The following is a 20,164-nucleotide window of genomic DNA, read 5'->3' as shown; positions in this document are numbered from 1 at the left end:
GCTCAAGCTATAGAGGAATATATCAAATACTATAACGAAGAAAGGATAAAGAGCAGATTAAAAGGCTTAACTCCGAAAGAATATCGGAATCAAGCCTCTATTAATCCTATGTTTTAAAATGTCTACTTTTTAGGTCCCACTTCAGTTTTTCTACTTCTCTTCTTTTAATTTTTTGATTAACCCTTCACAGCCACGATAAATTTCTTGATAGGCTGTATCAAAATCATTAGTATACCAAGGATCATCCACATCATCATATGAACCGGCAAATTCTAATAATTTATGCTCTTTTCTTTGAGCATCCCCACCAGTAATTCGATTCATATCGGAGAAGTTCTCTTCATCCATACAAATTAAATATTCATATTCATCATAATCTTTAGCTGTCATTTGACTTGCGCGGTGTCCGCGGTCATATGGCATTTTATTTTTTTCAAGTTCTCGTTGAGCTCGTGGATCAATTCCTCTTCCTAAGGCATCTTGAGTTGTTGCCTTAGATTCAGCAACGTATTGATCCTCCAAACCATTTTGCTTGATTAAATGTTGCATGATAGCTTCTGCCATAGGTGAGCGACAAATATTACCATGACAAACAAAAAGAATTTTCTTCATTTCTTACCTTTAACTTCTTTCGTTAATTTTAAAAGAATCGGCCAAACTATTGTAGTTGCTAACCCAACTATCAAACCAATCCATACACCTTGGGACAAGGTTACCCTGATACCACTATACACATTGGCTTGTAAAACTGTAGTAACTTCATTTGCGGCAATCCATAAAGCCATAAATGATCCTATTGACGCAATCGCTAATGGGATCGAAGCAGAGGCTCGACCAAAAATAATCAAAATCGCAGCTAACAAGAACAATAAAGCAACTGCAAAGATTGAGTACTCGTAAATGGAGATCGCGTGGTAAACCTCATCTGATCTTTCTTTCAATTTATGATTAATTTGCTTAACCATATATTCATTAATAATTTCTTCTAGTTTGGTTTTACTAGATAAATTAAGATCTTTAGGTGTCAATTTACCTTTATCATTATATTTTTCGCATGCTAGATACAAATCTGCATAAGACATTTCAACTTTATACTTTTTAGGCAGTTGTTTTAACAGAGTCTGCTCTAATCCAGATGCCTCCAAAAACTTGACTCCAGCTTTTAAATTGGGGTTGTCTGAATCAGCTACAACTCGATTAATGACTTCCTTTCCCATTGCCTGCGTATCATTGATTTTTAAACTGATTACGCTCGTTAATAATAAGAAAAAGGAAATTGCCGTACAGATTATCATAAGTACACGCAAAATAATTTGTTTTATATTCTTCATCTAATGTTCTTTTCTAACATTTAAAAAATAAATTTATCGATTGCGTAGGCTATACCAGCTTCATCATTAGTTTTAGTTACAAAATCAGCCTTCGCTTTAATTGCATCAATAGCATTACCCATTGCTACTTTATGAAAATCTGAATTTTGAAACATTGACATATCGTTGCCTTGATCACCAAAAATCATGACTTCATCATCGTGAAGACCTAATTTTTGTGCTAATTGATGAATACCTTTTCCTTTTGAGGCATCAAGTTTATTAATTTCCAAAATCATTGGATCACTGCGAGCAACATTATAATCTTTAAGCCAATCAGGAATATTCTTTTCCAATTGATCTATTTTATCTTCTGGTCCTGTGTATTCAGCCTTAATAAATTGAAAATCTTCAGGTATTTCATCAAAATCCTTAACTACAAAAGGAGCACCACTAACAGCGGACATTCTTGCCATCTTAGTAGTCAATCTTCTATCTAAGGTCCAATAATCATGTTCTTTCATAAAATGAAGGTTAACACCTGGATTTTGCTTTTGTAGCTGCACAAATTTTCTAAATTCATCATAGTTAAATTGGTGGCTAATTAAGACATTACCAGAAATAGATTGTACTAATCCGCCGTTATAAAGTACTGCATAGTTGTCATTGCCGCTAATTCCTAATTCTTCCATGTAGGGAATAACCCCAGGCAATGGTCTACCAGATGCCGGTACAATTTTTATACCTTGCTCGTTTGCTTTTTTTAGAGCTTTTTTTGTTTCTTCACCAATTTGATTATTCGATTGTAAAAGTGTGCCGTCCATATCGACTGCAATTAATTTAATCATTGTTTTTCCTTATAATACGAACTTTTTAAGTGCCTTAGCAATTCCGTTATGATCATTATCATCAGTCACATAATCGGCTTTTTCTTTAATTGCTTCAATAGCATTACCCATCGCAATTTTTTTAAAGTTAGGATTTTCAAACATTGATAAATCGTTACCTTGATCGCCAAATACCATTACATCTTTTTGCTCAACCTTAAGACGTGATGCCAAATCCATTAAAGCATTGCCCTTTGATGCACCTAACGCATTTAATTCAATAATACTATCAAAGCTTCGTACAATATCATATGAATCAAATGCCCATGATGGTAAGTTATTCCATAATTTTTCAACTTGATCATCACTCTCAGCAGACGTAAAGCCAACTTTATTGAAAGTAAAATCTTTTGGTATATCCTTACGTTCTCTAACCTTAAGAATATTGTTAGTCAAAGCCGCGTTAATTTGCATTTGAATGGATAAATCATGGTCGCAGGTTAAGAAATACTTAGTAGTTTCAAAATGAACATCAACGTGACTTAAGCGTTGGAAACGAAGCATATTATTAAAGTCCTGGTAGTTGAGTTCTTGACTCATTAATACGCGACCAGCAAGACTTTGAACCACTGCTCCATTAAACACAATGGCATATTGATCATCGCCAGACAATCCCAATTGTTGTGCAAATGGCAAGGCACCTGAAAGTGGTCTACCTGTTGCTAGGACGACTTTAATGCCGTTTTCGGATGCCACTCGCAACATTCTTTCTGTCTCAGGCAAAATAGTATTACCACTTGATAATAATGTACCGTCCAAATCAACTGCAATTATTTTTATTGCCATTTTTATTCCCCCTCGACCTTTTAAAATCGTACAACTTTAATTATACAAAAAGCCGTGAGCTAACTCACGACTTTTTATTCATAGGTATTTTATTAAATTATTTAGTACCCATTTCTTTTTCAACAACCTTAACGATACGGTTTACGTATTCATCAGTTTCTTCTTGAGTTGGACCTTCAGCCATAACTCTAAGCAAATCTTGAGTACCTGAAGGACGAACAAGGACACGACCATTGCCATCCATATCTTTTTCTACTTCAGCAATTGCATCAAGAATTGGTTGGTGTTCTTTCCAGCTCTTCTTGTCAGCAACTGGAACGTTAACTAAGCATTGTGGGTAATCCTTGAAATCTTTCAAAAGTTCACTTAATGACTTGCCAGTCTTCTTCATAACTAACATTAAGTGAAGACCAGTAAGCATACCGTCACCAGTGTTGTGGTAGTCGCTCATAATAACGTGACCTGATTGTTCACCACCAAGGTTGTAGCCGTGTGCACGCATTTCTTCTGAAACGTAACGGTCACCAACTTGAGTACGAACATTCTTAAGGCCTTCTTTTTCCAAAGCCTTAGTAAAGCCAAGGTTACTCATTACAGTAGTAACGATAGTGTCCTTCTTAAGACGACCATGTTCAGCTAAGTATGAACCAATTACGTACATAATGTGGTCACCATCAACTTCGTTACCATTTTCATCAACAGCGATACAACGGTCTGCATCCCCATCAAAGGCTAAACCAAGTTGTGCACCTTGCTTAACAACTTCTTTTTGCAAGTTTTCAGTATGAGTAGCACCACAGTGATCGTTAATGTTCAAACCATTTGGATGGGTGTAAATAGTGGTAAAGTCAACGCCACAGTCAGCAAACAATCTTGAAATAAGAGCACTTGAAGCACCGTTAGCACCGTCAATAACTACCTTGATACCACCTAAATCTTCTGGAATGGTATTTTCAATAAATTGTAAGTACTTAGCACTACCTTCGTGGAAGTCAGTAACAGTACCCAAACCTTCAGCAGATGGACGAGGAAGCTTGTCTTCTTTAGCATCGATTAATTTTTCGATTTCGCCTTCCATTTCATCTGAAAGCTTTAAGCCGTCGCTACCAAAGAACTTAATACCATTGTCTTCTACTGGGTTGTGTGAAGCTGAAATTTGTACACCAGCATCTGCGCCTTGAGCACGAACTAAGTATGAAAGACCTGGAGTGGTAATTACACCGACTTCAAGTACTTCAATACCAACTGAAAGAAGGCCTGAAATAAGTGCGTATTCAAGCATTTGACCAGAAATACGAGTATCACGAGAAACTAAAACTTTAGCTTGTTCGCCATCTTTTTTGTTCTTAGTTAAAACATAACCACCATCACGGCCTAATTTAAAAGCCATTTCTGGAGTTAAGCCAGCGTTAGCAACACCACGTACACCATCAGTTCCGAAATATTTTAACATTTAATAAACAACCTTTCTTGCTATTTTTTAATTGCTTGAGTTTTTCACTTTAATGGATATTTGCACTTCTGCAGGATCAGCTCTAGCAACACCTCTAGGTAATACTAAAGGATAGTTTCTTACAGTCGAGGAATTAATATCCTTTAAATCTACATCCACATTTAACTGTTTAATTTTTGCTAAAACAGATTTCTGCCCATATAAAGTTATTTGATCATTTTTCGCTGTTACTGAATAGACCTTATTATTCTTTTCATTTTTTGGCCTTAAATTCAACTTCACAGTTTTCTTCGACAGTGAAATAGGAAGCTTTACATTTGCAGTAGAAGGAGTAATAACAGCATTGAGCTGTCTTCCCTTGCTATCTTCAGCTACCAAGATCACTTGTCTTTGATAAGAGTGATTAATGCCATTAGGGAGCGGAAGCTTAGCAACAATTTGATCAATTTGATTTACTTCGCCCTTAGCACCCGTAACTTCAACTTTTTGTGGATCAACTGTGGCTGTCCCAATATTATATCCATTTGCAACAGCATTTTTATTATACTCTATTTGAACAGGCATGGTACGGGATTTTCTCCGTTCAATATCGACATTCACCGTTGCCGGATTAATCGTATATGACAACTGGCTGTTAAGTCCAGTAACTTGCACCTTAACCGTCTGTTTACCTATTTTTCTATGAGTTAAATCAATATAAGCTCTGAAACTTTGTGTATTAACTGTTGAAGTAACCAATGCATTTGAGCCTTCCAAAGTGATCTTCACTTTTTCTGGATAGCCGACAACATAATACTTGTCAGTATTAATTGAAACCTGCAAAGGTACGCTAATGGTTTGAGTTTCATTAGCCATTTGTCTTGTCTTTTTAGATTCACTCTGCGTTACAAAACCAGTTTGGGTTGAATCAATATATACTACCAATAAAATTGCAAATAGCAGTGAGACCACTCTAACAAACCAACGTTTATCCCAGAAGTCTTTCATCGGTCTGCACCCCATTTCCAAACTTTATTAATTAAACGCTTGTACCATGGAATATTCTTTTCTTCCTTTGGCACTAGTTGAGCATTCAGATACTTCAAATACTCTTCTCGTGAAAGGTCTAATAAGAAGCGTCCATTTCGCGTAATAGTTACACCACCGGTTTCTTCAGAAACAACAATCGTAACAGCATCAGTTACTTCTGAAATTCCGACAGCTGCCCTGTGTCTTGTCCCTAATCGCTTAGGAATCATGCTGCTATCAGACAACGGTAAATAAGCGGCAGCTACAGCAATTCGATTATTGTTAATAATTACCGCACCATCATGCAAAGGAGTATTAGGAATGAAAATATTGATTAGCAGTTCACCAGAAATATCAGCATCTAGCTTAATTCCAGTTTCAATATAATCATCCAAACCCGTATCTTGCTGAATTGTGATTAAAGCACCAATTCGTCTTTTAGACATATATTGAATGGCTTTATCTAGTTCTTTAACCATTCTTACTGATTGATCGTGTGGGCTTTCGCCTCGTCCATTAAAAATTGGGGTGCGACCTAAACGCTCCAATCCTCTACGAATTTCTGGCTGAAAGATGACGATAATTCCGATTACTGCCCATGAAACAATTTGATCAACAATATAGGTCACGGCATGTAGTTGAAGCAAACCTGCGACAATTCTAACGATAAAGATAAAGACGATTCCTTTAGCAAGTTGAACTGCCTTAGTGCCGCGAATCATCATAATCAAACGGTATACCAAATACCAAATGATTAAGACATCTAATGCTATTGATAAATTGTTCCAAGTAAATAGATTAGAAAAAGCAAAATGCATTGAAAACTCCTTTCTTCTTTAATTATAACGAACCTCTTCTATCGTGCATACATTTTAAATTCTAAAAATAGATCGTTATATTCCTGCGTCTTTTTGGGGCCTAAATCCTTAAAGACTTGCAAATGACGCAACGTTTTTTGATCAGGATAAAATTGACGATCATTTCTAACACGTTTAGGCAGCAATTTTTGTGCAGCTACATCTGGAGTAGCATAGCCAACATATTGTGCATTTTGTGCTGCGTTCTTTGGTTCTAGCATGAAGTTAATGAATTCAAATGCACCTTTTTTATTTTTGGCAGTCTTTGGCACAACGAAGTTGTCAAACCACAAATTCGAGCCTTCTTCTGGCACCACATAATGCAAATGATGATTATTCTCCATCATTTCATGTGCTTCACCTGACCAAGTAACACCGATCGCAGCTTCATTTTGAACCAAATACATCTTCATTTCATCTGAAATAATTGCTTTAATATTCGGACCTAACCCATCTAATTTAGTTTGCGCTAAATTTAGCTTCATGCTGCTAGTTGTATTCATTGAATAACCAAGAGAGGTTAATGCCATACCCATAGCATCCCTTGCAGAATCAACTAATAAAATCTGATGACGGTATTTCTTTGACCAAAGATCATTCCAGTTTTTAATTGAACCCTTTTTAACAAATTTATCGTTATAAACAATACCAAGCGTTCCCCAGAAATATGGTACTGAGTAATCATTGTTTACATCGAATGACTTATGCAAAAAACTCTTGCCAATATATTTCATGTTAGGAATTTTTTGTTTATCTAATCGATCAAGCAAATGTGCTTTGCGCATCTTAGTAACCATATATTCTGAAGGAATAGTTAAATCGTAGGCAGTACCGCCCTGCTTGATCTTAGTATACATGGCTTCATTTGAATCAAAAGTTTCATAAACTACGTGATAGCCTGATTGTTTTTCAAACTTTTTAATTAATTTAGGATCAAGGTAGTCGCCCCAGTTGTAAATAATTAAACTTTGGCTTTTCCTTTCAGTAGCTGGCTTTTCCAAATGATGAGCAAGACCTGCCAGACCCAAACATGCTAAGAGAATTGCGATAATTGCAATGAAAATCTTTTTCATTTTACCAATCCTCCTAGTACTCTGTGATTCTTGCGTCTACTCTTCTTAGTAGTGATAAAGTAATAGATCCCGACTAGTACTAAAACGAATAAGAACATAACTGTACTTAAAGCATTGATTTCTAAATCGATCCCTTGACGAGCTCTTGAATAAATTTCAACAGATAATGTTGAAAAGCCATTACCAGTAACGAAGAAAGTTACGGCAAAGTCATCTAGCGAATACGTTAATGCCATAAACATACCGGAAAAAATACCTGGCATAATTGCTGGAATTAACACATTGCTAAACACCTGCCATGAATTAGCACCTAAGTCTCTTGCAGCATCGATTAAGGACATATCCATTTCGTTAAGCCTTGGCAAGACCATCAAAACTACGATCGGAATGGAAAATGCAATATGGCTCAATAACACTGAACCAAAGTTTAAGCCAATACCTAGTGCAGTAAAGAAGATCAAGAAGCTGGCACCGATAATTACATCTGGCGATACCATCAGCACATTGTTTAAAGCTAAAGTAGTCTTTCGATGAGCTTCTTTTTTCATGCCATTAATTGCAATTGCACCAAAAGTACCAATGATCGTGGCAATTAAACTTGATAAGAGCGCAAGCAAAATTGTCTCTAAAAAGATTGCCAATAATCGATTATCTTGAAAAAGCGTTTGATAATGAGCAAAAGTGAAATGCTCAAACTTATTCATATTTTTCCCACTAGAGAAAGAAAAATAGATCAAATAGAAGATAGGCACATAAAGCAAGACAAGTGTCAAAATCAGGTAGACTCTAGCAATTAAATGTCTGTTTCTCATAAGTCAACCTTCTTTCTTCTAGCTTTTCTACTGGTAATCAACATTACAACTACCATCAATACAATCAAAATTACGCCAATTGTTGCACCCATATTCCAGTTCATTGTAGTCATGAAGTATTCTTCAATCGCTGTACCTAAAGTAATAACACGGTTACCACCAATCAATCTGGTTAACATGAATAATGATAGTGATGGGATAAAAATCGCTTGTACGCCGCTTTCTACGCCAGGACGAGACAGTGGCCACAATACATATCTAAAAGTTTGCCATTTACTTGCACCTAAGTCTTCTGAAGCTTGGATGACTGCCGGATTAATTTCTTTAATAGCGTTAAAAATTGGCAAGATCATAAATGGAATTTCAATATATGTTGCTACAAAGATAAAAGCGAAATCAGTAAATAAAATATTTACCGGGCCAATTCCAAACAAATGTAAGAATCGGTTAACCAAGCCGTTATTTCCTAAAATACCAATAAAGGCATAGGCCTTAAGCAATAAATTAATCCAGGTTGGCAAAATAATCAAAAGCAGCCATAATTGCTGATTCTTCATCTTGGTCAAAAAATATGCCGCAGGATAAGATATTAATAAAGTTGCAAGCGTGATTATAAGTGCATACCAAAACGAGTTGAGCATCATGCGCAAAAAGGTACCATTTCTAAAAAATTCTGCGTAGTTACTCAAAGTAAAGCCATTTTTACTGTCAGTAAATGAATACCAAAGAATCAATAAAATAGGCAAAATAACAAATAGAATAATCCACATCAGATAAGGGATTAAAAATAGAGCTTTTCTAGTCTTCATTTTCCTCCCCCTCATATTTCTCAATTCTGGCATCAAAGTCTGCTTGACTTTCATTAAGCCGCATTACGTGGATATCTTCTGGATCAAAGAACAAACCTATTCTTTGGCCTAGTTTTACTCCATTAGTTGAATGAATTAACCATTCATTTTCGTTAGCATCAATTGCTTTAATTTCGAAGTGATCACCTAAAAATAATTGCGTCTGAGCCGTTACTACGATTTTTCCCTTTTCTGGATCGACAATATCTAAGTCTTCTGGTCGAATAACGACTTCTACTTTTTCATTAGGTTTAATACCACCGTCTGCACATTTGAATTTATTATTGGCAAACTCAACTTCATAGTCTCTAATCATTCGTCCAGATAAAATGTTAGAGTCCCCAATAAAGCGTGCAACAAAGTCGTTAACTGGTTCATCATAAATTGCCACTGGACTACCACTCTGTTGAATCTTGCCATCATTTAAAACGAAAATTTCGTCACTCATTGAAAGAGCTTCTTCTTGATCGTGCGTAACAAAAATAAAAGTTATTCCCAGCTTTTTCTGAATTGCTCTTAATTCAAACTGCATGTCTTTACGCAATCTTTTATCCAAGGCAGATAATGACTCATCAAGCAAAAGCACCTTTGGTTCATTAACTATTGCCCGCGCAATAGCCACACGCTGCTGCTGACCACCACTAAGTTCAGAGATTTCACGATTAGCATAGCCATCAAGCCGCACCATATGCAAAGCATCCCTAACTGCTGGCTTAATTTCATTCATCGGTTTCTTTTTAATTTTTAAGCCAAAAGCGACATTTTCAAAAACGTTTAAATGCGGAAAAAGAGCATAGTTCTGAAAGACCGTATTAATGTGTCTTTTTGCTGCATCAAGATCAGTAATGTCTTTACCATCAAAAAAGACTTTTCCCTTAGTAGGCTGACTAAAGCCAGCAATAATCCGCAAAATTGTAGACTTACCTGAACCACTAGGACCAAGCAATGAATAAAATTTGCCTGATTCAATTGTTAGATTTATATCCTTAAGTGCAACAAAACCATCATCATATTGTTTAGTAATATGCTCTAACTTAATAATATCCATTTCCATCCCCATAAAAATAGCTACAAGCTTTGCAGCCTGTAGCTTGTCTCATAATCTATTCTATTTTTCTTTCCCGATAATTCTAACTTCGGTATGCAAATCAATACCGAATTTTTCTTTAATCGTCTTTTGAATAAGATGAATCAAATTAAGGTAATCAGTGGCAGTAGCTCCGCCTTTATTAACAATAAAGCCAGCATGCTTAATTGAGTCTTGTGCTCCACCAATTTGCTTACCTTGAAGTCCTGCTTTAATAATCATCGGACCTACAAAGTGTCCTGTTGGTCGCTTAAATACACTACCACATGAAGGATATTCAAGTGGTTGCTTATATTGACGAAGTGCATTCAAATAGTGCATATGATCTAGCACTTCGAGCTTATCTGCAGGCTTTAAACTAAAAGTTGCACTTAAGACGATATCGCCATTTTCTTGTACTATTGAATGACGGTATGAGAATTGCATTTCCTTATTAGAATAAGTCTTAAATTCTCCTTCACGAGTTAACACATAAACACTCTCAACAACTTCTTGCATTTCACCGCCGTAGGCACCAGCATTCATAAATACACCGCCACCGACGCTACCAGGAATACCAGCAGCAAACTCCATACCACTTAAGCCGTGATGAGCTGCCGCAAATGCTGTATCAATAATTCGTGCCCCAGCATCAGCTGTTACTTTAGTACCTTTTACTTCAATCTTATTTAAATCAGTTAAGATGACTACCAAGCCATCAATTCCGCCGTCGCGAATGATTAAATTCGAGGCATTACCAATAATTGTTAATGGAATCTTATTTTCACGAGTAACTTTTACTAATTTTTCGACTTCTTCAGTACTTTTAGGAAAAGCTAAATATTCAGCCTCACCACCAGTTTTAGTAAAAGTATATCTACTTAATGGAATTTGCTCTTTAATATTAATTCCTTGCTCTTTTAAATCAAGTAATTCCACAATTTTGCCTCCTAGTTTTGTTTCTTATTTTATTTTACCGCATAAAGTTCTAGGCTTCACTATGAATTCATGTGATATACTTTATTTTCAAAGGAGGATTTCATGAATTTTATTGCAATGGATTTCGAAACGGCTAATCATTATCCTGAAAGTGCATGTTCACTTGCCTTAGTGATGGTTAGAAATAATGAAATCGTCGATCGTTTTTATACAGTAATTAATCCTCAAATGCCATTTGATGCACGCAACATCCAAGTACACCAAATTACAGCTGATGATGTTAAAAATGCACCTACAATGGCTGAAGTTTGGCCTAAAATTAAGGGTTTGTATCAGCCGGGAATGCTTGTTGCAGCCCACAACGCTAGATTTGATACAAATGTAATGCGCCAAAGCTTAGCACGCTACAACATTTCTGAGCCGCACTACTTAGTTATTGATACTTTAGCTACTAGCAAAAGATTTGAACCAGAACTTCCTAACCATAAGCTAGATACAGTTTCTGATGCACTTGATGTAGAACTATGGCATCACCATAATGCATTAAGCGACAGTGAAGCCTGTGCAGGGATTTTAATCAATCAAGAGAAAAAGTTTGGTGCTGATGCCATTAAAAATTTAGTTTACCAAATATAAAAAAGATCTAGCCTCACGCTAGATCTTTTTTATGTTCTACTTGTTGTATTCTGCTAGAGTATCTTTAACCCATTCTTCATTGCGTTTACCGCGAGCATTAAACTCAACTACTCGTTTAGTTGAATCCCAACTATCATCAACTCGAGTAATTGTTAATTGCAAATATTCATCTGGCAAGTCATTCATTACTAGTTGTGGCCATTCGATGACTACCAATCCAGGTTCTGCTAAATAACCTTCCAAGTCAATTGAAGATAAGTCATCATTTTCCAAACGGTAAAAGTCCATATGGAAAAGTGGCAATTTAGCTTCACGATATTCACGCACAATAGTAAAAGTTGGACTTTTGACAGGACGACGTACGCCAAGTTCACGGCCCAATCCTTGCGTCATTGTTGTTTTACCTGCACCTAAATCACCATTCAATAGTAACAAATCATGTGGTTTAGCTGTTTTGGCCAAAGATGCACCTAACTTTTGCATCTTCTCAGCAGAATCAATTTCGAGCTTAGTCATTATTTTTCATCCTTTGCTAAAGCTTGAGCGGCAGTGACAATTGCCAAGTCATAAATATCTTGTTCACTGCAGCCACGAGATAAATCATTAACTGGTGCTGCAAGACCTTGTAAGATTGGGCCAACAGCTGTAAAGTTGCCTAAACGTTGAACCATCTTATAAGCAATATTTCCTGATTGAAGTTCTGGGAATACGAATACATTAGCATGTCCAGCTACCTTTGAACCTGGAGCTTTCTTTTTACCAACTGCTGGAACAAAAGCAGCATCGAATTGTAATTCACCATCTGCAGGAATTTCAGGGTGATTCTTTTTAAACATTTCAGCTGCATCATGAACCTTGCTTACCATAGGAGCATCTGCTGAGCCTTTAGTTGAAAAGCTTAAAAAGGCAACCTTAGGATCAATACCTGCCATCTTAGCAGTTTGAGCTGATTGATAACCAATTTCTGCTAAAGTTTCTTCATCAGGATCAATGTTAATAGCACAGTCAGCAAAGATGTATCTTTCATCGCCTTTTTCCATTACAAATGCGCCAGATACACGGTGCATCCCCTTAGCCGCATGAATTAATTGTAAAGCAGGTAAAACAGTGTTAGCAGTTGAGTGAGCGGCACCAGATACCATACCATCAGCTTTCCCCATTTTTACTAACATTGTGCCAAAGTAATTACCCTTTGCCAATTTAGCTTTTGCTTCTGCAATGCTAGTATCCTTTTTTCTAGCCTTAACAAAAGCTTCTGCCATTTCATCTAATTCAGCGTAATTGTCTTGATCATAAATTTTTACGCCATCGATATCTAAATTATTATCTGCAGCTAATTTTTCAATGTCTTCTTTTTTACCAATCAAGATTGGATCAATAATATTGTCTTTGTTCAAATTTGAAACTGCAGTTAATACTCTTAAATCATCGCTTTCTGGAAAAACGATTCTCTTTTTTTCATTAGCTTGTTCAACTTGATTTTTAAATAATGAAAATACGCTCATTTTATACCTCTTATTCCATATCTGATTTACTTACATGTTCTGGCAATTGCCAATCAATCGGTGTCTCACCAAATTTAACTAATGCCGCATTGCACCGTGAAAATGGTCTTGAACCAAAGAATCCACGATCAGCTGAAAATGGACTTGGATGAGATGATTTTATAATAAAATTCTTACTTTGATCAATTAATGGGATTTTGTTTTGTGCAAATCTTCCCCACAAGATAAATACTACCTTGCCACGCTTGCTTAACGCCTTAATCGCTGTATCAGTTACATCTTCCCAGCCTTTGCCTTGGTGACCATTTGCATGGCCATATGGCACAGTTAAAACAGCATTCAAAAGCAATACGCCTTGGTCTGCCCACTTCTTCAAATAGCCATGGTTAACTGGTTGTGCGCCAACATCATCATAAAGTTCTTTATAGATATTTTTAAGTGATGGCGGAAGCGGCGTGCCTGGCATGACGGAAAAGCTCATCCCGTTTGCCTGCCCAGGATTATGATATGGATCTTGTCCTAAAATTACCACCTTTGTTTTATTGAAGGGGGTTAATTTAAAAGCAGTGAAAATATGGTACATGTCAGGATAAATTTGCTTAGTGGAATATTCTTCTTTTAAAAAGTTATGGAGTTCGTGATACTTCTCACTTGCAAAGACTGGATCCAATACTTGATCCCAATCATTGCCAATTAATTCTTTAGCCAAGTCTTACACCCTCTTTTCTAATCCTCTTTATGGTATCATTAATTTAACAGTAGTTGGGAGGAAATTTATGATCAAATTAGTTGCTTGCGATTTAGATGGCACTCTTTTTAATTCAAACATGGCTGTCTCAAATACAAATGCTCAAGCTGTGAAAAATGCACAAGATAACGGAATTGAATTCCTTATTGCAACAGGTCGTGCTCCGCGCGAATCTCGTTCAATTTTAAAAGAAGCTAATTTACATACCGGTTTCATCAATCTAAATGGTGCTTTAGTGTTTAATGAGCAAGGCAAATTAATGGTTAAACATAGTATTCCTACCGAAAAGGCTATTCAAATCGTTAATCTCCTCCATGAAGCTGGATTTTATTTTGAAGTGGTAACTGAAAACCAAGTCTACAGTGAAAATTTAGATCAGCGAATTACAAATGTTGCGCACTTAATGGTTGATCTAAATCCTTTACTCGATTTTCGTCAAGCTGTCGCTATTTCAGCTGGTAATAAAACAATTATGAATATGAAACAAGTCACTAGCTTCACAGAATTATTAGCCAAACCTGGGATCGAAGTAATGAAATTCATAGCTTTTGATTCACGCGGACATGAGGCTTTTTCTGATGTTAAAAAAGAAATTGCCAAACTAGGCGACTTAGTAGTTACTTCTAGCTCATCTTCAAACATTGAAATTAATGCTGCAAAAGCACAAAAAGGTCTCGCACTACTCGACTATGCTAAATTGAAAGGCATCAAAAAAGACGAAATTGCTGCTATTGGTGACAATTTAAACGATGAAAGCATGATTCGGGCTGCAGGAGTCGGTGTTGCAATGGGTAACGCAATCCCTTTAATTAAAGATATCGCCCAAGTCACTACTAAAACCAATAATGAAGATGGCGTAGCTTATATTCTTAATCAATTTATTAAAGATAATCAACAAGAATAGAGGTGAACAGCATGTTGTTTTGGTTAGAGCTTAATCAAGAAAAAGATTATGGCCAAATACCTGTCATTGCTTCTAATAAAAAAGTTGAATTCTTTATTCAAGGCAACTTAGATAATCCCAACCATACTCTTTATCTAAATGATATAAATAAAAATGAAGTTGGACGTCTATTTTCAGATGGTGCTGGCATTATTGCCTCTTTCACTATTGATGTGGTAAATCACTCTTTGGTTGGAGTAAAGAAATTGAATACTCCAAACACAAATATTTTTTATCTTACACAACTTAACTATATCGTAACTGGTAGTATTAAACACGGTACCTATACTTTTAGATCTGGAGTCAAGAAAGTAGCCAACGTTAAAACTATTATGGAGGACAAAGGCGTTGTATTAGCATGCGAGATTAAAAAGCCAGAAGATGTTCCTTTTATCTTATTAACCTCTGTCTTGTTTACTCAATGGCATGTAACTCCACTCAAACTTCCTACTTTTCCACCAATTAATCAAAAATTCTCTGTAAATCCTAATTAGAAAAATAAAAAAGCAGTTATGAAAATTCTTCATAACTGCTTCCCTAGAAAGTGATATAGATATAGATGTATCTTCTGCCGTAAAGTTTTATATTTATTAAGTAATAAGGAATTATTAGGCAGAGACTGAATATTCGGAAGTTATAATCCGTTCAATCATAACTTCCAACTCTTATTATACTTAGTCTTCATCAAAATACAAGTGATTAGTCGTTATTATTATTACCAGAAAACGCTTATATTTATATATTAGATATCACTTCTACTTTAATAAATCGTTATTTAAACACAAAAATAGCTTCTGCATTTGCAGAAGCTATTTTCTTTATGATCAAAATTAGTCTTGGTAGTTTACCAATTCTAAGAATGATTCAGGCTTAAGTGAAGCACCACCAACTAAGCCACCGTCAATGTCAGGCTTTGACATTAATTCCTTAACGTTAACTGGCTTTACAGAACCACCGTATTGAATACGAACGTTTTCTGCAGTTTCTTCGTTGTACAAGTCCTTTACAGTTTCACGAATAGTCTTGCACATTTCTTCAGCTTGGTCTGATGAAGCAGTCTTACCAGTACCAATAGCCCAGATTGGTTCGTAAGCAATAACAAGTGAAGATACTTGTTCAGCAGTAAGACCATCTAAAGCAGCCTTAATTTGAGCAACTACCCAGTCTTCTTGCTTGTTAGCTTCACGGGTTTCAAGTGATTCACCACAGCAAATGATTGGCTTTAAGCCATTAGCAAAGATTGCCTTAGCCTTCTTGTTAATGTCTTCGTCAGTTTCGTGGAAGTAGCCACGACGTTCTGAGTGACCAATAATTACGTAGTCCATACCCATTTCTTTGAGGACCTTAGGTGAAGTTTCACCGGTGTAAGCACCTTCGTCTTCAAAGTAGCAGTTTTCTGCACCGATGTGCAAGTTTGAGCCCTTAGCAGCTTTTCTCAAAGCATCAAGGTCAACTGCTGGAGCACAAATAAGTGATTCAACCTTACTTGGATCTGGTAACTTGTCCTTAACAGCATCTACAAACTCAGTAGTTTGGTCTGGGTTCATATGTAATTTCCAGTTACCAGCAATAATTGGTGTACGACTCATTAGTCTATTATCCTTTCCTTAGCTTAAATTACTTGTCTGAAACGCAAGCGATACCTGGCAATTCCTTACCTTCAAGGTAGTTAAGTGAAGCACCACCACCAGTTGAGATGTGGGTAATCTTGTCAGATACACCTGACTTCTTAACAGCTGAAGTTGAGTCACCACCACCAACAATAGTAGTAGCGTCAGTCAAGTCTGCTAAAGCGTCAGCAATTGCGTAAGTACCCTTAGCAAAGTTAGGCATTTCGAATGCACCCATTGGGCCGTTCCATACAACAGTCTTAGCATCCTTCAAGATTTCCTTGAATTTTTCAACAGTCTTAGGACCGATGTCAAGACCCATCATGTTGTCAGGAATATCGTCACCAACGATTTCGCTTGAAGCGTCGTTTGAGAATTCAGTAGCAGCAACGTTGTCTACAGGAAGAACAATCTTGTCGCCAGCCTTTTCCAAAAGACTCTTAGCAAGGTCAACCTTGTCAGCTTCGAATAATGATTTACCAATCTTGTGGCCTTGTGCAGCTAAGAAGGTGTAAGCCATACCACCACCGATTAAGATGTGGTCTGACTTAGGAATTAAGTTTTCGATAACACCGATCTTGTCTGAAACCTTAGCACCACCCAAGATAGTTACGAATGGGTGAACTGGGTTTTCAACAGCGTTACCTAAGAACTTGATTTCCTTTTCAAGTAAGAAACCAGCAGCAGCCTTCTTGCCGTTTTCCTTCATAGCAGTTGCAATACCAACGTTTGAAGCGTGGCTTCTGTGAGCAGTACCGAATGCATCGTTTACGAATACATCGCCAAGGCTTGCCCAGTATTCGCCAAGCTTAGGATCGTTACCTGATTCACGCTTGCCGAAGTCATTATCGATGTCTTGGAATCTAGTGTTTTCAAGAACGATAACGTCGCCGTCTTTCATGTTGTTGATTGCGTCTTCAACTTCTTTACCTTCGTTTGATGGTACAAAAGTTACAGGCTTGTCAAGTAATTCACTTAAACGTTCAGCAACTGGCTTTAATGATAATTCCTTCTTGTCAGCATCTGACTTAACACGACCCAAGTGACTAAGCAAAATTGCCTTACCACCGTGTTCAATGATGTACTTAATAGTAGGAAGTGCAGCAACGATACGGTTGTCGTCACCAATAACACCATCTTTAATAGGAACATTAAAGTCTACACGAACTAAAACTTTCTTATCTTTTAAATCAAGATCTGAAACGATTAATTTAGCCATTATTATCCTCCAGATAATATTTTTTCTTCAAAAAAAGGCGGAAGGAAGAATCTCCCTCCGCCTTCTCTTTTACCACTTAATATCTAATCTCTAAATTTTAAATTAAAGAGTAGCAAAGTGTAATAAAGTACGAACCATTTGGCAAGTGAATGAGTATTCGTTGTCGTACCAAGCAACAGTCTTAACTAATTGCTTGTCACCTGCAGTAGTTACCATAGTTTGAGTTGGGTCAAAGATTGAACCAGCAGTCATGTTGATAACGTCGCTTGAAACGATGTGGTCACCATTGTAAGCAAATGATGGGCTTTCGTACTTCTTCATAGCTTCGTTAACTTCGTCAGCAGTAACCTTCTTCTTCAAGATTGATACTAATTCAGTTTCTGAACCATCTGGAACTGGAACACGTTGTGCGTGACCGTTCATCTTACCGTTCAAGTCAGGCAATACCAAACCGATAGCCTTTGCTGAACCAGTAGTATGAGGAATAATGTTTTCAGCAGCTGCACGAGCGTCTTGTTCCTTACCACTACGTGAAGGGCCATCCAAAGTCATTTGAGTACCAGTGTATGCGTGGATAGTAGTCATAGTAGCAACTTCGATACCGAATTCCTTGTCCAAAGCGTTAGCCATTGGTGCAAGTGAGTTAGTAGTACATGAAGCAGCTGAAACAATCTTGTCATCAGCAGTCAAAGTGTTTTCGTTTACTGAGTAAACGATAGTCTTCAAGTCGTTACCAGCTGGAGCTGAGATCAATACACGCTTAGCACCTGCGTCAAGGTGAGCTTGTGACTTAGCCTTGCTAGTGTAGAAACCAGTACATTCAAGAACAAAGTCAACACCATCGTTCTTAACCCATGGAATGTTTTGTGCTTGTGGTTCTGCGTATACGTGGTACTTCTTACCGTCAACTACGATTGAATCTTCAGTTGATGAAACTTCGTGGTTGAAAGTACCATGAGTAGTGTCGTACTTAAGCAAGTAAGCAAGCATTGCTGGAGTAGTCAAGTCGTTGATAGCAACAACTTCGATATCCTTTGACTTTTCGCCAAGGTCCATAATACGACGGAATGCTAAACGACCGATACGGCCGAAACCATTAATACCAATTTTAACTGTCATAACCTAAAGTCCTCCTTAAGAACTATAAACAACATTTATTTTAAACGGGATTTTATTTCCCCTTTAAAATCATATTTGAGGCACCTTCATCAGTAATTAACCAGGTTTGATGTGGTGCATTAGGCATATAAGCTTTGATTGCATTAGCTTTGTGGCTTCCACAAGCAAAGGCAAATATGTGGGGTATTTTATATAGGTTCTCAAACTGTAATCCAACCTGGGTGATACGGTCGACAACCTTGCCATTTTCATCGAAGAAACACCCGAAACATTCGGTGATGGCTTTCTTTTCACGAAGCTTAGAGAGCTTAATAGAATTATAACCTCTGCGCTGTGCCATTTCTTGAGCTAACCCAATTCCGTGGACAACAGCATCACTTTGTGAAATATCTTGCAGAACATCCGCAATCGAAGATTCACGTATAAGTGACTTATACGCATCTGCTGAAACTTGTTCAGGTAAATATAAAGTCTTATAAGTACCTGAAGTCTTAGCAGCCATTTCTTGGACGATTGTATTACTTTGTGTTTCTACATTTTCGCCCAAGGCTCCACGACCCGGAACAAATTCTAGTTGGCGATTATTACCTAACTCTGGAGATAAATACTTAGCAGATTTTGCTAAAGCAGCTCCACCTAGAATTGTAACTATTGAATGACCTAATGGCAAGAGTAAATTCAAAGCTGAACTTAATTCTTCACCCATCTCTTCATACACGCGATCTTGTAAATCAGCGTCACCAGGGACAATCAGAGTTCTATCAATGCCTAATTTCTTGGCAAGAGCTACTTCTGTTTCTCTGGCATTAAAGAGACGATCAATCAATGGCCCTGCGTCTTTTAATGTCTTCTCACCCTTTTCAGTTAAAAACATTCCAAAACTTTTAATTTCAATTAAACCTAAATGATTTAAATACTCAGTTTCAGTTCTAATGTTTCTTTCTGAAAGACCTAAATGCTGAGCTACACTGCGGCGACCAATTGGTGCATGCAATGATATCTGCTCAAGGACAAGATATCTTTGTCGAAGAATCTTTAAGACGTCGGGAACGAGCGCTTCGAGCAAAGAAAAGTCCGAATCCATCGTTCCCTCCTTTCCCTGGAACGAGTTATGACCCTATATGTGTCGATTTCTGTCCCAGAATGCTTAAAAATATAAGAGAGACGTACATCCAACATCCATACATTTCCCAATCGACACTGTTAGTATAACAATGTATTTTTCGTAATTCAAGAAAAAGATTGCCTAATTTAAAAATATTATAAGTCAGGTGAAATCTGAAGTGAGACCCAAAAGTTAGACACTTTTGGGTCTTTTATTATGACTAAATTTAATAAAGAACAA

Annotated in this window: 23 protein-coding genes; 4 read left to right on the top strand and 19 right to left on the bottom strand. The window is 36.9% G+C overall.

Annotated elements, in window-relative coordinates; all coding sequences use genetic code 11:
* On the top strand, positions 1 to 117 hold a 117-nt coding region (locus RDN22_RS07905; RefSeq protein ID WP_308554877.1), incomplete at its 5' end, for an IS3 family transposase.
* A gap of 33 nt (positions 118 to 150) precedes the next feature.
* On the opposite strand, the gene RDN22_RS07900 is transcribed toward RDN22_RS07905, so the two are convergent.
* The 12 genes from RDN22_RS07900 to murB all read right to left on the bottom strand — a co-directional run bounded on the left by RDN22_RS07900 (position 151) and on the right by murB (position 11,039).
* Positions 151 to 612 (bottom strand): low molecular weight protein-tyrosine-phosphatase, encoded by a 462-nt coding sequence (locus RDN22_RS07900; protein ID WP_308557286.1) that lies wholly within the window; start codon positions 610 to 612, stop codon positions 151 to 153.
* Positions 609 to 1,331: a hypothetical protein gene (locus tag RDN22_RS07895; protein WP_308557284.1), complete on the bottom strand. Its 723-nt coding sequence runs from the start codon at positions 1,329 to 1,331 to the stop codon at positions 609 to 611. The genes RDN22_RS07900 and RDN22_RS07895 overlap by 4 nt, the downstream gene beginning before the upstream one ends.
* Positions 1,332 to 1,351: 20 nt before the next feature.
* Positions 1,352 to 2,158, bottom strand: a complete 807-nt coding sequence (locus RDN22_RS07890; RefSeq protein ID WP_308557282.1) for a Cof-type HAD-IIB family hydrolase — start codon at positions 2,156 to 2,158, stop codon at positions 1,352 to 1,354.
* Positions 2,159 to 2,167: 9 nt separating this feature from the next.
* On the bottom strand, positions 2,168 to 2,983 hold the full coding sequence (locus tag RDN22_RS07885; RefSeq protein ID WP_308557280.1) for a Cof-type HAD-IIB family hydrolase: 816 nt from the start codon (positions 2,981 to 2,983) through the stop codon (positions 2,168 to 2,170).
* 97 nt (positions 2,984 to 3,080) lie between these two features.
* Positions 3,081 to 4,436, bottom strand: coding sequence for a phosphoglucosamine mutase (gene glmM, locus RDN22_RS07880; protein WP_308557278.1), 1,356 nt, complete (start codon positions 4,434 to 4,436; stop codon positions 3,081 to 3,083).
* Between the two features lie 27 nt (positions 4,437 to 4,463).
* Positions 4,464 to 5,423: a CdaR family protein gene (locus RDN22_RS07875; protein ID WP_308557276.1), complete on the bottom strand. Its 960-nt coding sequence runs from the start codon at positions 5,421 to 5,423 to the stop codon at positions 4,464 to 4,466.
* Positions 5,420 to 6,262 (bottom strand): diadenylate cyclase CdaA, encoded by an 843-nt coding sequence (gene cdaA / locus RDN22_RS07870; RefSeq protein ID WP_308557274.1) that lies wholly within the window; start codon positions 6,260 to 6,262, stop codon positions 5,420 to 5,422. Before cdaA ends, RDN22_RS07875 begins: the two co-directional genes overlap by 4 nt.
* A 38-nt stretch (positions 6,263 to 6,300) precedes the next feature.
* Positions 6,301 to 7,374 carry an ABC transporter substrate-binding protein gene (locus RDN22_RS07865; protein WP_308557272.1) on the bottom strand — a complete coding sequence of 358 codons (1,074 nt, stop codon included), beginning with the start codon at positions 7,372 to 7,374 and terminating at the stop codon, positions 6,301 to 6,303.
* Entirely contained in the window at positions 7,371 to 8,186 is an 816-nt protein-coding gene (locus RDN22_RS07860) for an ABC transporter permease (protein WP_308557270.1), read from the bottom strand. The genes RDN22_RS07865 and RDN22_RS07860 overlap by 4 nt, the downstream gene beginning before the upstream one ends.
* Positions 8,183 to 8,995 (bottom strand): ABC transporter permease, encoded by an 813-nt coding sequence (locus tag RDN22_RS07855; protein WP_308557268.1) that lies wholly within the window; start codon positions 8,993 to 8,995, stop codon positions 8,183 to 8,185. Before RDN22_RS07855 ends, RDN22_RS07860 begins: the two co-directional genes overlap by 4 nt.
* On the bottom strand, positions 8,985 to 10,082 hold the full coding sequence (locus RDN22_RS07850) for an ABC transporter ATP-binding protein (RefSeq protein WP_308557266.1): 1,098 nt from the start codon (positions 10,080 to 10,082) through the stop codon (positions 8,985 to 8,987). The genes RDN22_RS07855 and RDN22_RS07850 overlap by 11 nt, the downstream gene beginning before the upstream one ends.
* Positions 10,083 to 10,142: 60 nt before the next feature.
* The gene (gene murB, locus RDN22_RS07845) at positions 10,143 to 11,039 is read right to left on the bottom strand and encodes a UDP-N-acetylmuramate dehydrogenase (RefSeq protein ID WP_308557264.1); all 897 of its coding nucleotides are present in this window, start codon (positions 11,037 to 11,039) and stop codon (positions 10,143 to 10,145) included.
* A 102-nt stretch (positions 11,040 to 11,141) separates the two neighbouring features.
* On the opposite strand from murB, the gene RDN22_RS07840 reads away from it, so the two are divergent.
* Positions 11,142 to 11,675: a 3'-5' exonuclease gene (locus RDN22_RS07840; protein WP_308557262.1), complete on the top strand. Its 534-nt coding sequence runs from the start codon at positions 11,142 to 11,144 to the stop codon at positions 11,673 to 11,675.
* Between the two features lie 36 nt (positions 11,676 to 11,711).
* Here RDN22_RS07840 and tsaE read toward each other — a convergent pair whose 3' ends face one another.
* The 3 genes from tsaE to RDN22_RS07825 are packed head-to-tail and all read right to left on the bottom strand — an operon-like array spanning position 11,712 to position 13,889.
* A complete protein-coding gene (gene tsaE / locus RDN22_RS07835; RefSeq protein ID WP_308557260.1) occupies positions 11,712 to 12,191 on the bottom strand; it encodes a tRNA (adenosine(37)-N6)-threonylcarbamoyltransferase complex ATPase subunit type 1 TsaE in 480 nt (159 codons plus the stop codon).
* Positions 12,191 to 13,180 (bottom strand): phosphate acetyltransferase, encoded by a 990-nt coding sequence (gene pta / locus RDN22_RS07830; protein ID WP_308557259.1) that lies wholly within the window; start codon positions 13,178 to 13,180, stop codon positions 12,191 to 12,193. Before pta ends, tsaE begins: the two co-directional genes overlap by 1 nt.
* 10 nt (positions 13,181 to 13,190) lie before the next feature.
* Positions 13,191 to 13,889, bottom strand: a complete 699-nt coding sequence (locus RDN22_RS07825; RefSeq protein ID WP_308557257.1) for a uracil-DNA glycosylase — start codon at positions 13,887 to 13,889, stop codon at positions 13,191 to 13,193.
* A 67-nt stretch (positions 13,890 to 13,956) separates the two neighbouring features.
* Between RDN22_RS07825 and RDN22_RS07820 the strand changes: the two genes are divergently transcribed.
* Together RDN22_RS07820 and RDN22_RS07815 are read left to right on the top strand one after the other, a co-directional pair.
* Positions 13,957 to 14,832 (top strand): Cof-type HAD-IIB family hydrolase, encoded by an 876-nt coding sequence (locus tag RDN22_RS07820; RefSeq protein WP_308557255.1) that lies wholly within the window; start codon positions 13,957 to 13,959, stop codon positions 14,830 to 14,832.
* Between the two features lie 11 nt (positions 14,833 to 14,843).
* The gene (locus RDN22_RS07815; RefSeq protein ID WP_308557253.1) at positions 14,844 to 15,365 is read left to right on the top strand and encodes a hypothetical protein; all 522 of its coding nucleotides are present in this window, start codon (positions 14,844 to 14,846) and stop codon (positions 15,363 to 15,365) included.
* Positions 15,366 to 15,701: 336 nt separating this feature from the next.
* Here RDN22_RS07815 and tpiA read toward each other — a convergent pair whose 3' ends face one another.
* From tpiA to RDN22_RS07795, 4 genes are all read right to left on the bottom strand, one after another.
* The gene (gene tpiA, locus RDN22_RS07810; RefSeq protein ID WP_308557251.1) at positions 15,702 to 16,460 is read right to left on the bottom strand and encodes a triose-phosphate isomerase; all 759 of its coding nucleotides are present in this window, start codon (positions 16,458 to 16,460) and stop codon (positions 15,702 to 15,704) included.
* A gap of 28 nt (positions 16,461 to 16,488) precedes the next feature.
* Positions 16,489 to 17,700 carry a phosphoglycerate kinase gene (pgk, locus tag RDN22_RS07805; protein WP_308557249.1) on the bottom strand — a complete coding sequence of 404 codons (1,212 nt, stop codon included), beginning with the start codon at positions 17,698 to 17,700 and terminating at the stop codon, positions 16,489 to 16,491.
* A gap of 102 nt (positions 17,701 to 17,802) precedes the next feature.
* Positions 17,803 to 18,819, bottom strand: coding sequence for a type I glyceraldehyde-3-phosphate dehydrogenase (gene gap, locus RDN22_RS07800; protein ID WP_308557248.1), 1,017 nt, complete (start codon positions 18,817 to 18,819; stop codon positions 17,803 to 17,805).
* Between the two features lie 52 nt (positions 18,820 to 18,871).
* A complete protein-coding gene (locus RDN22_RS07795; protein WP_308557246.1) occupies positions 18,872 to 19,903 on the bottom strand; it encodes a sugar-binding domain-containing protein in 1,032 nt (343 codons plus the stop codon).
* Between the last annotated feature and the right edge of the window lie 261 nt (positions 19,904 to 20,164).

The sequence above is a fragment of the uncultured Lactobacillus sp. genome, assembly GCF_902491705.1.
Taxonomy (GTDB): domain Bacteria; phylum Bacillota; class Bacilli; order Lactobacillales; family Lactobacillaceae; genus Lactobacillus.
Note: the sequence above shows the minus strand (reverse complement) of the source record. Positions and strands in the feature narration are given on the sequence as shown.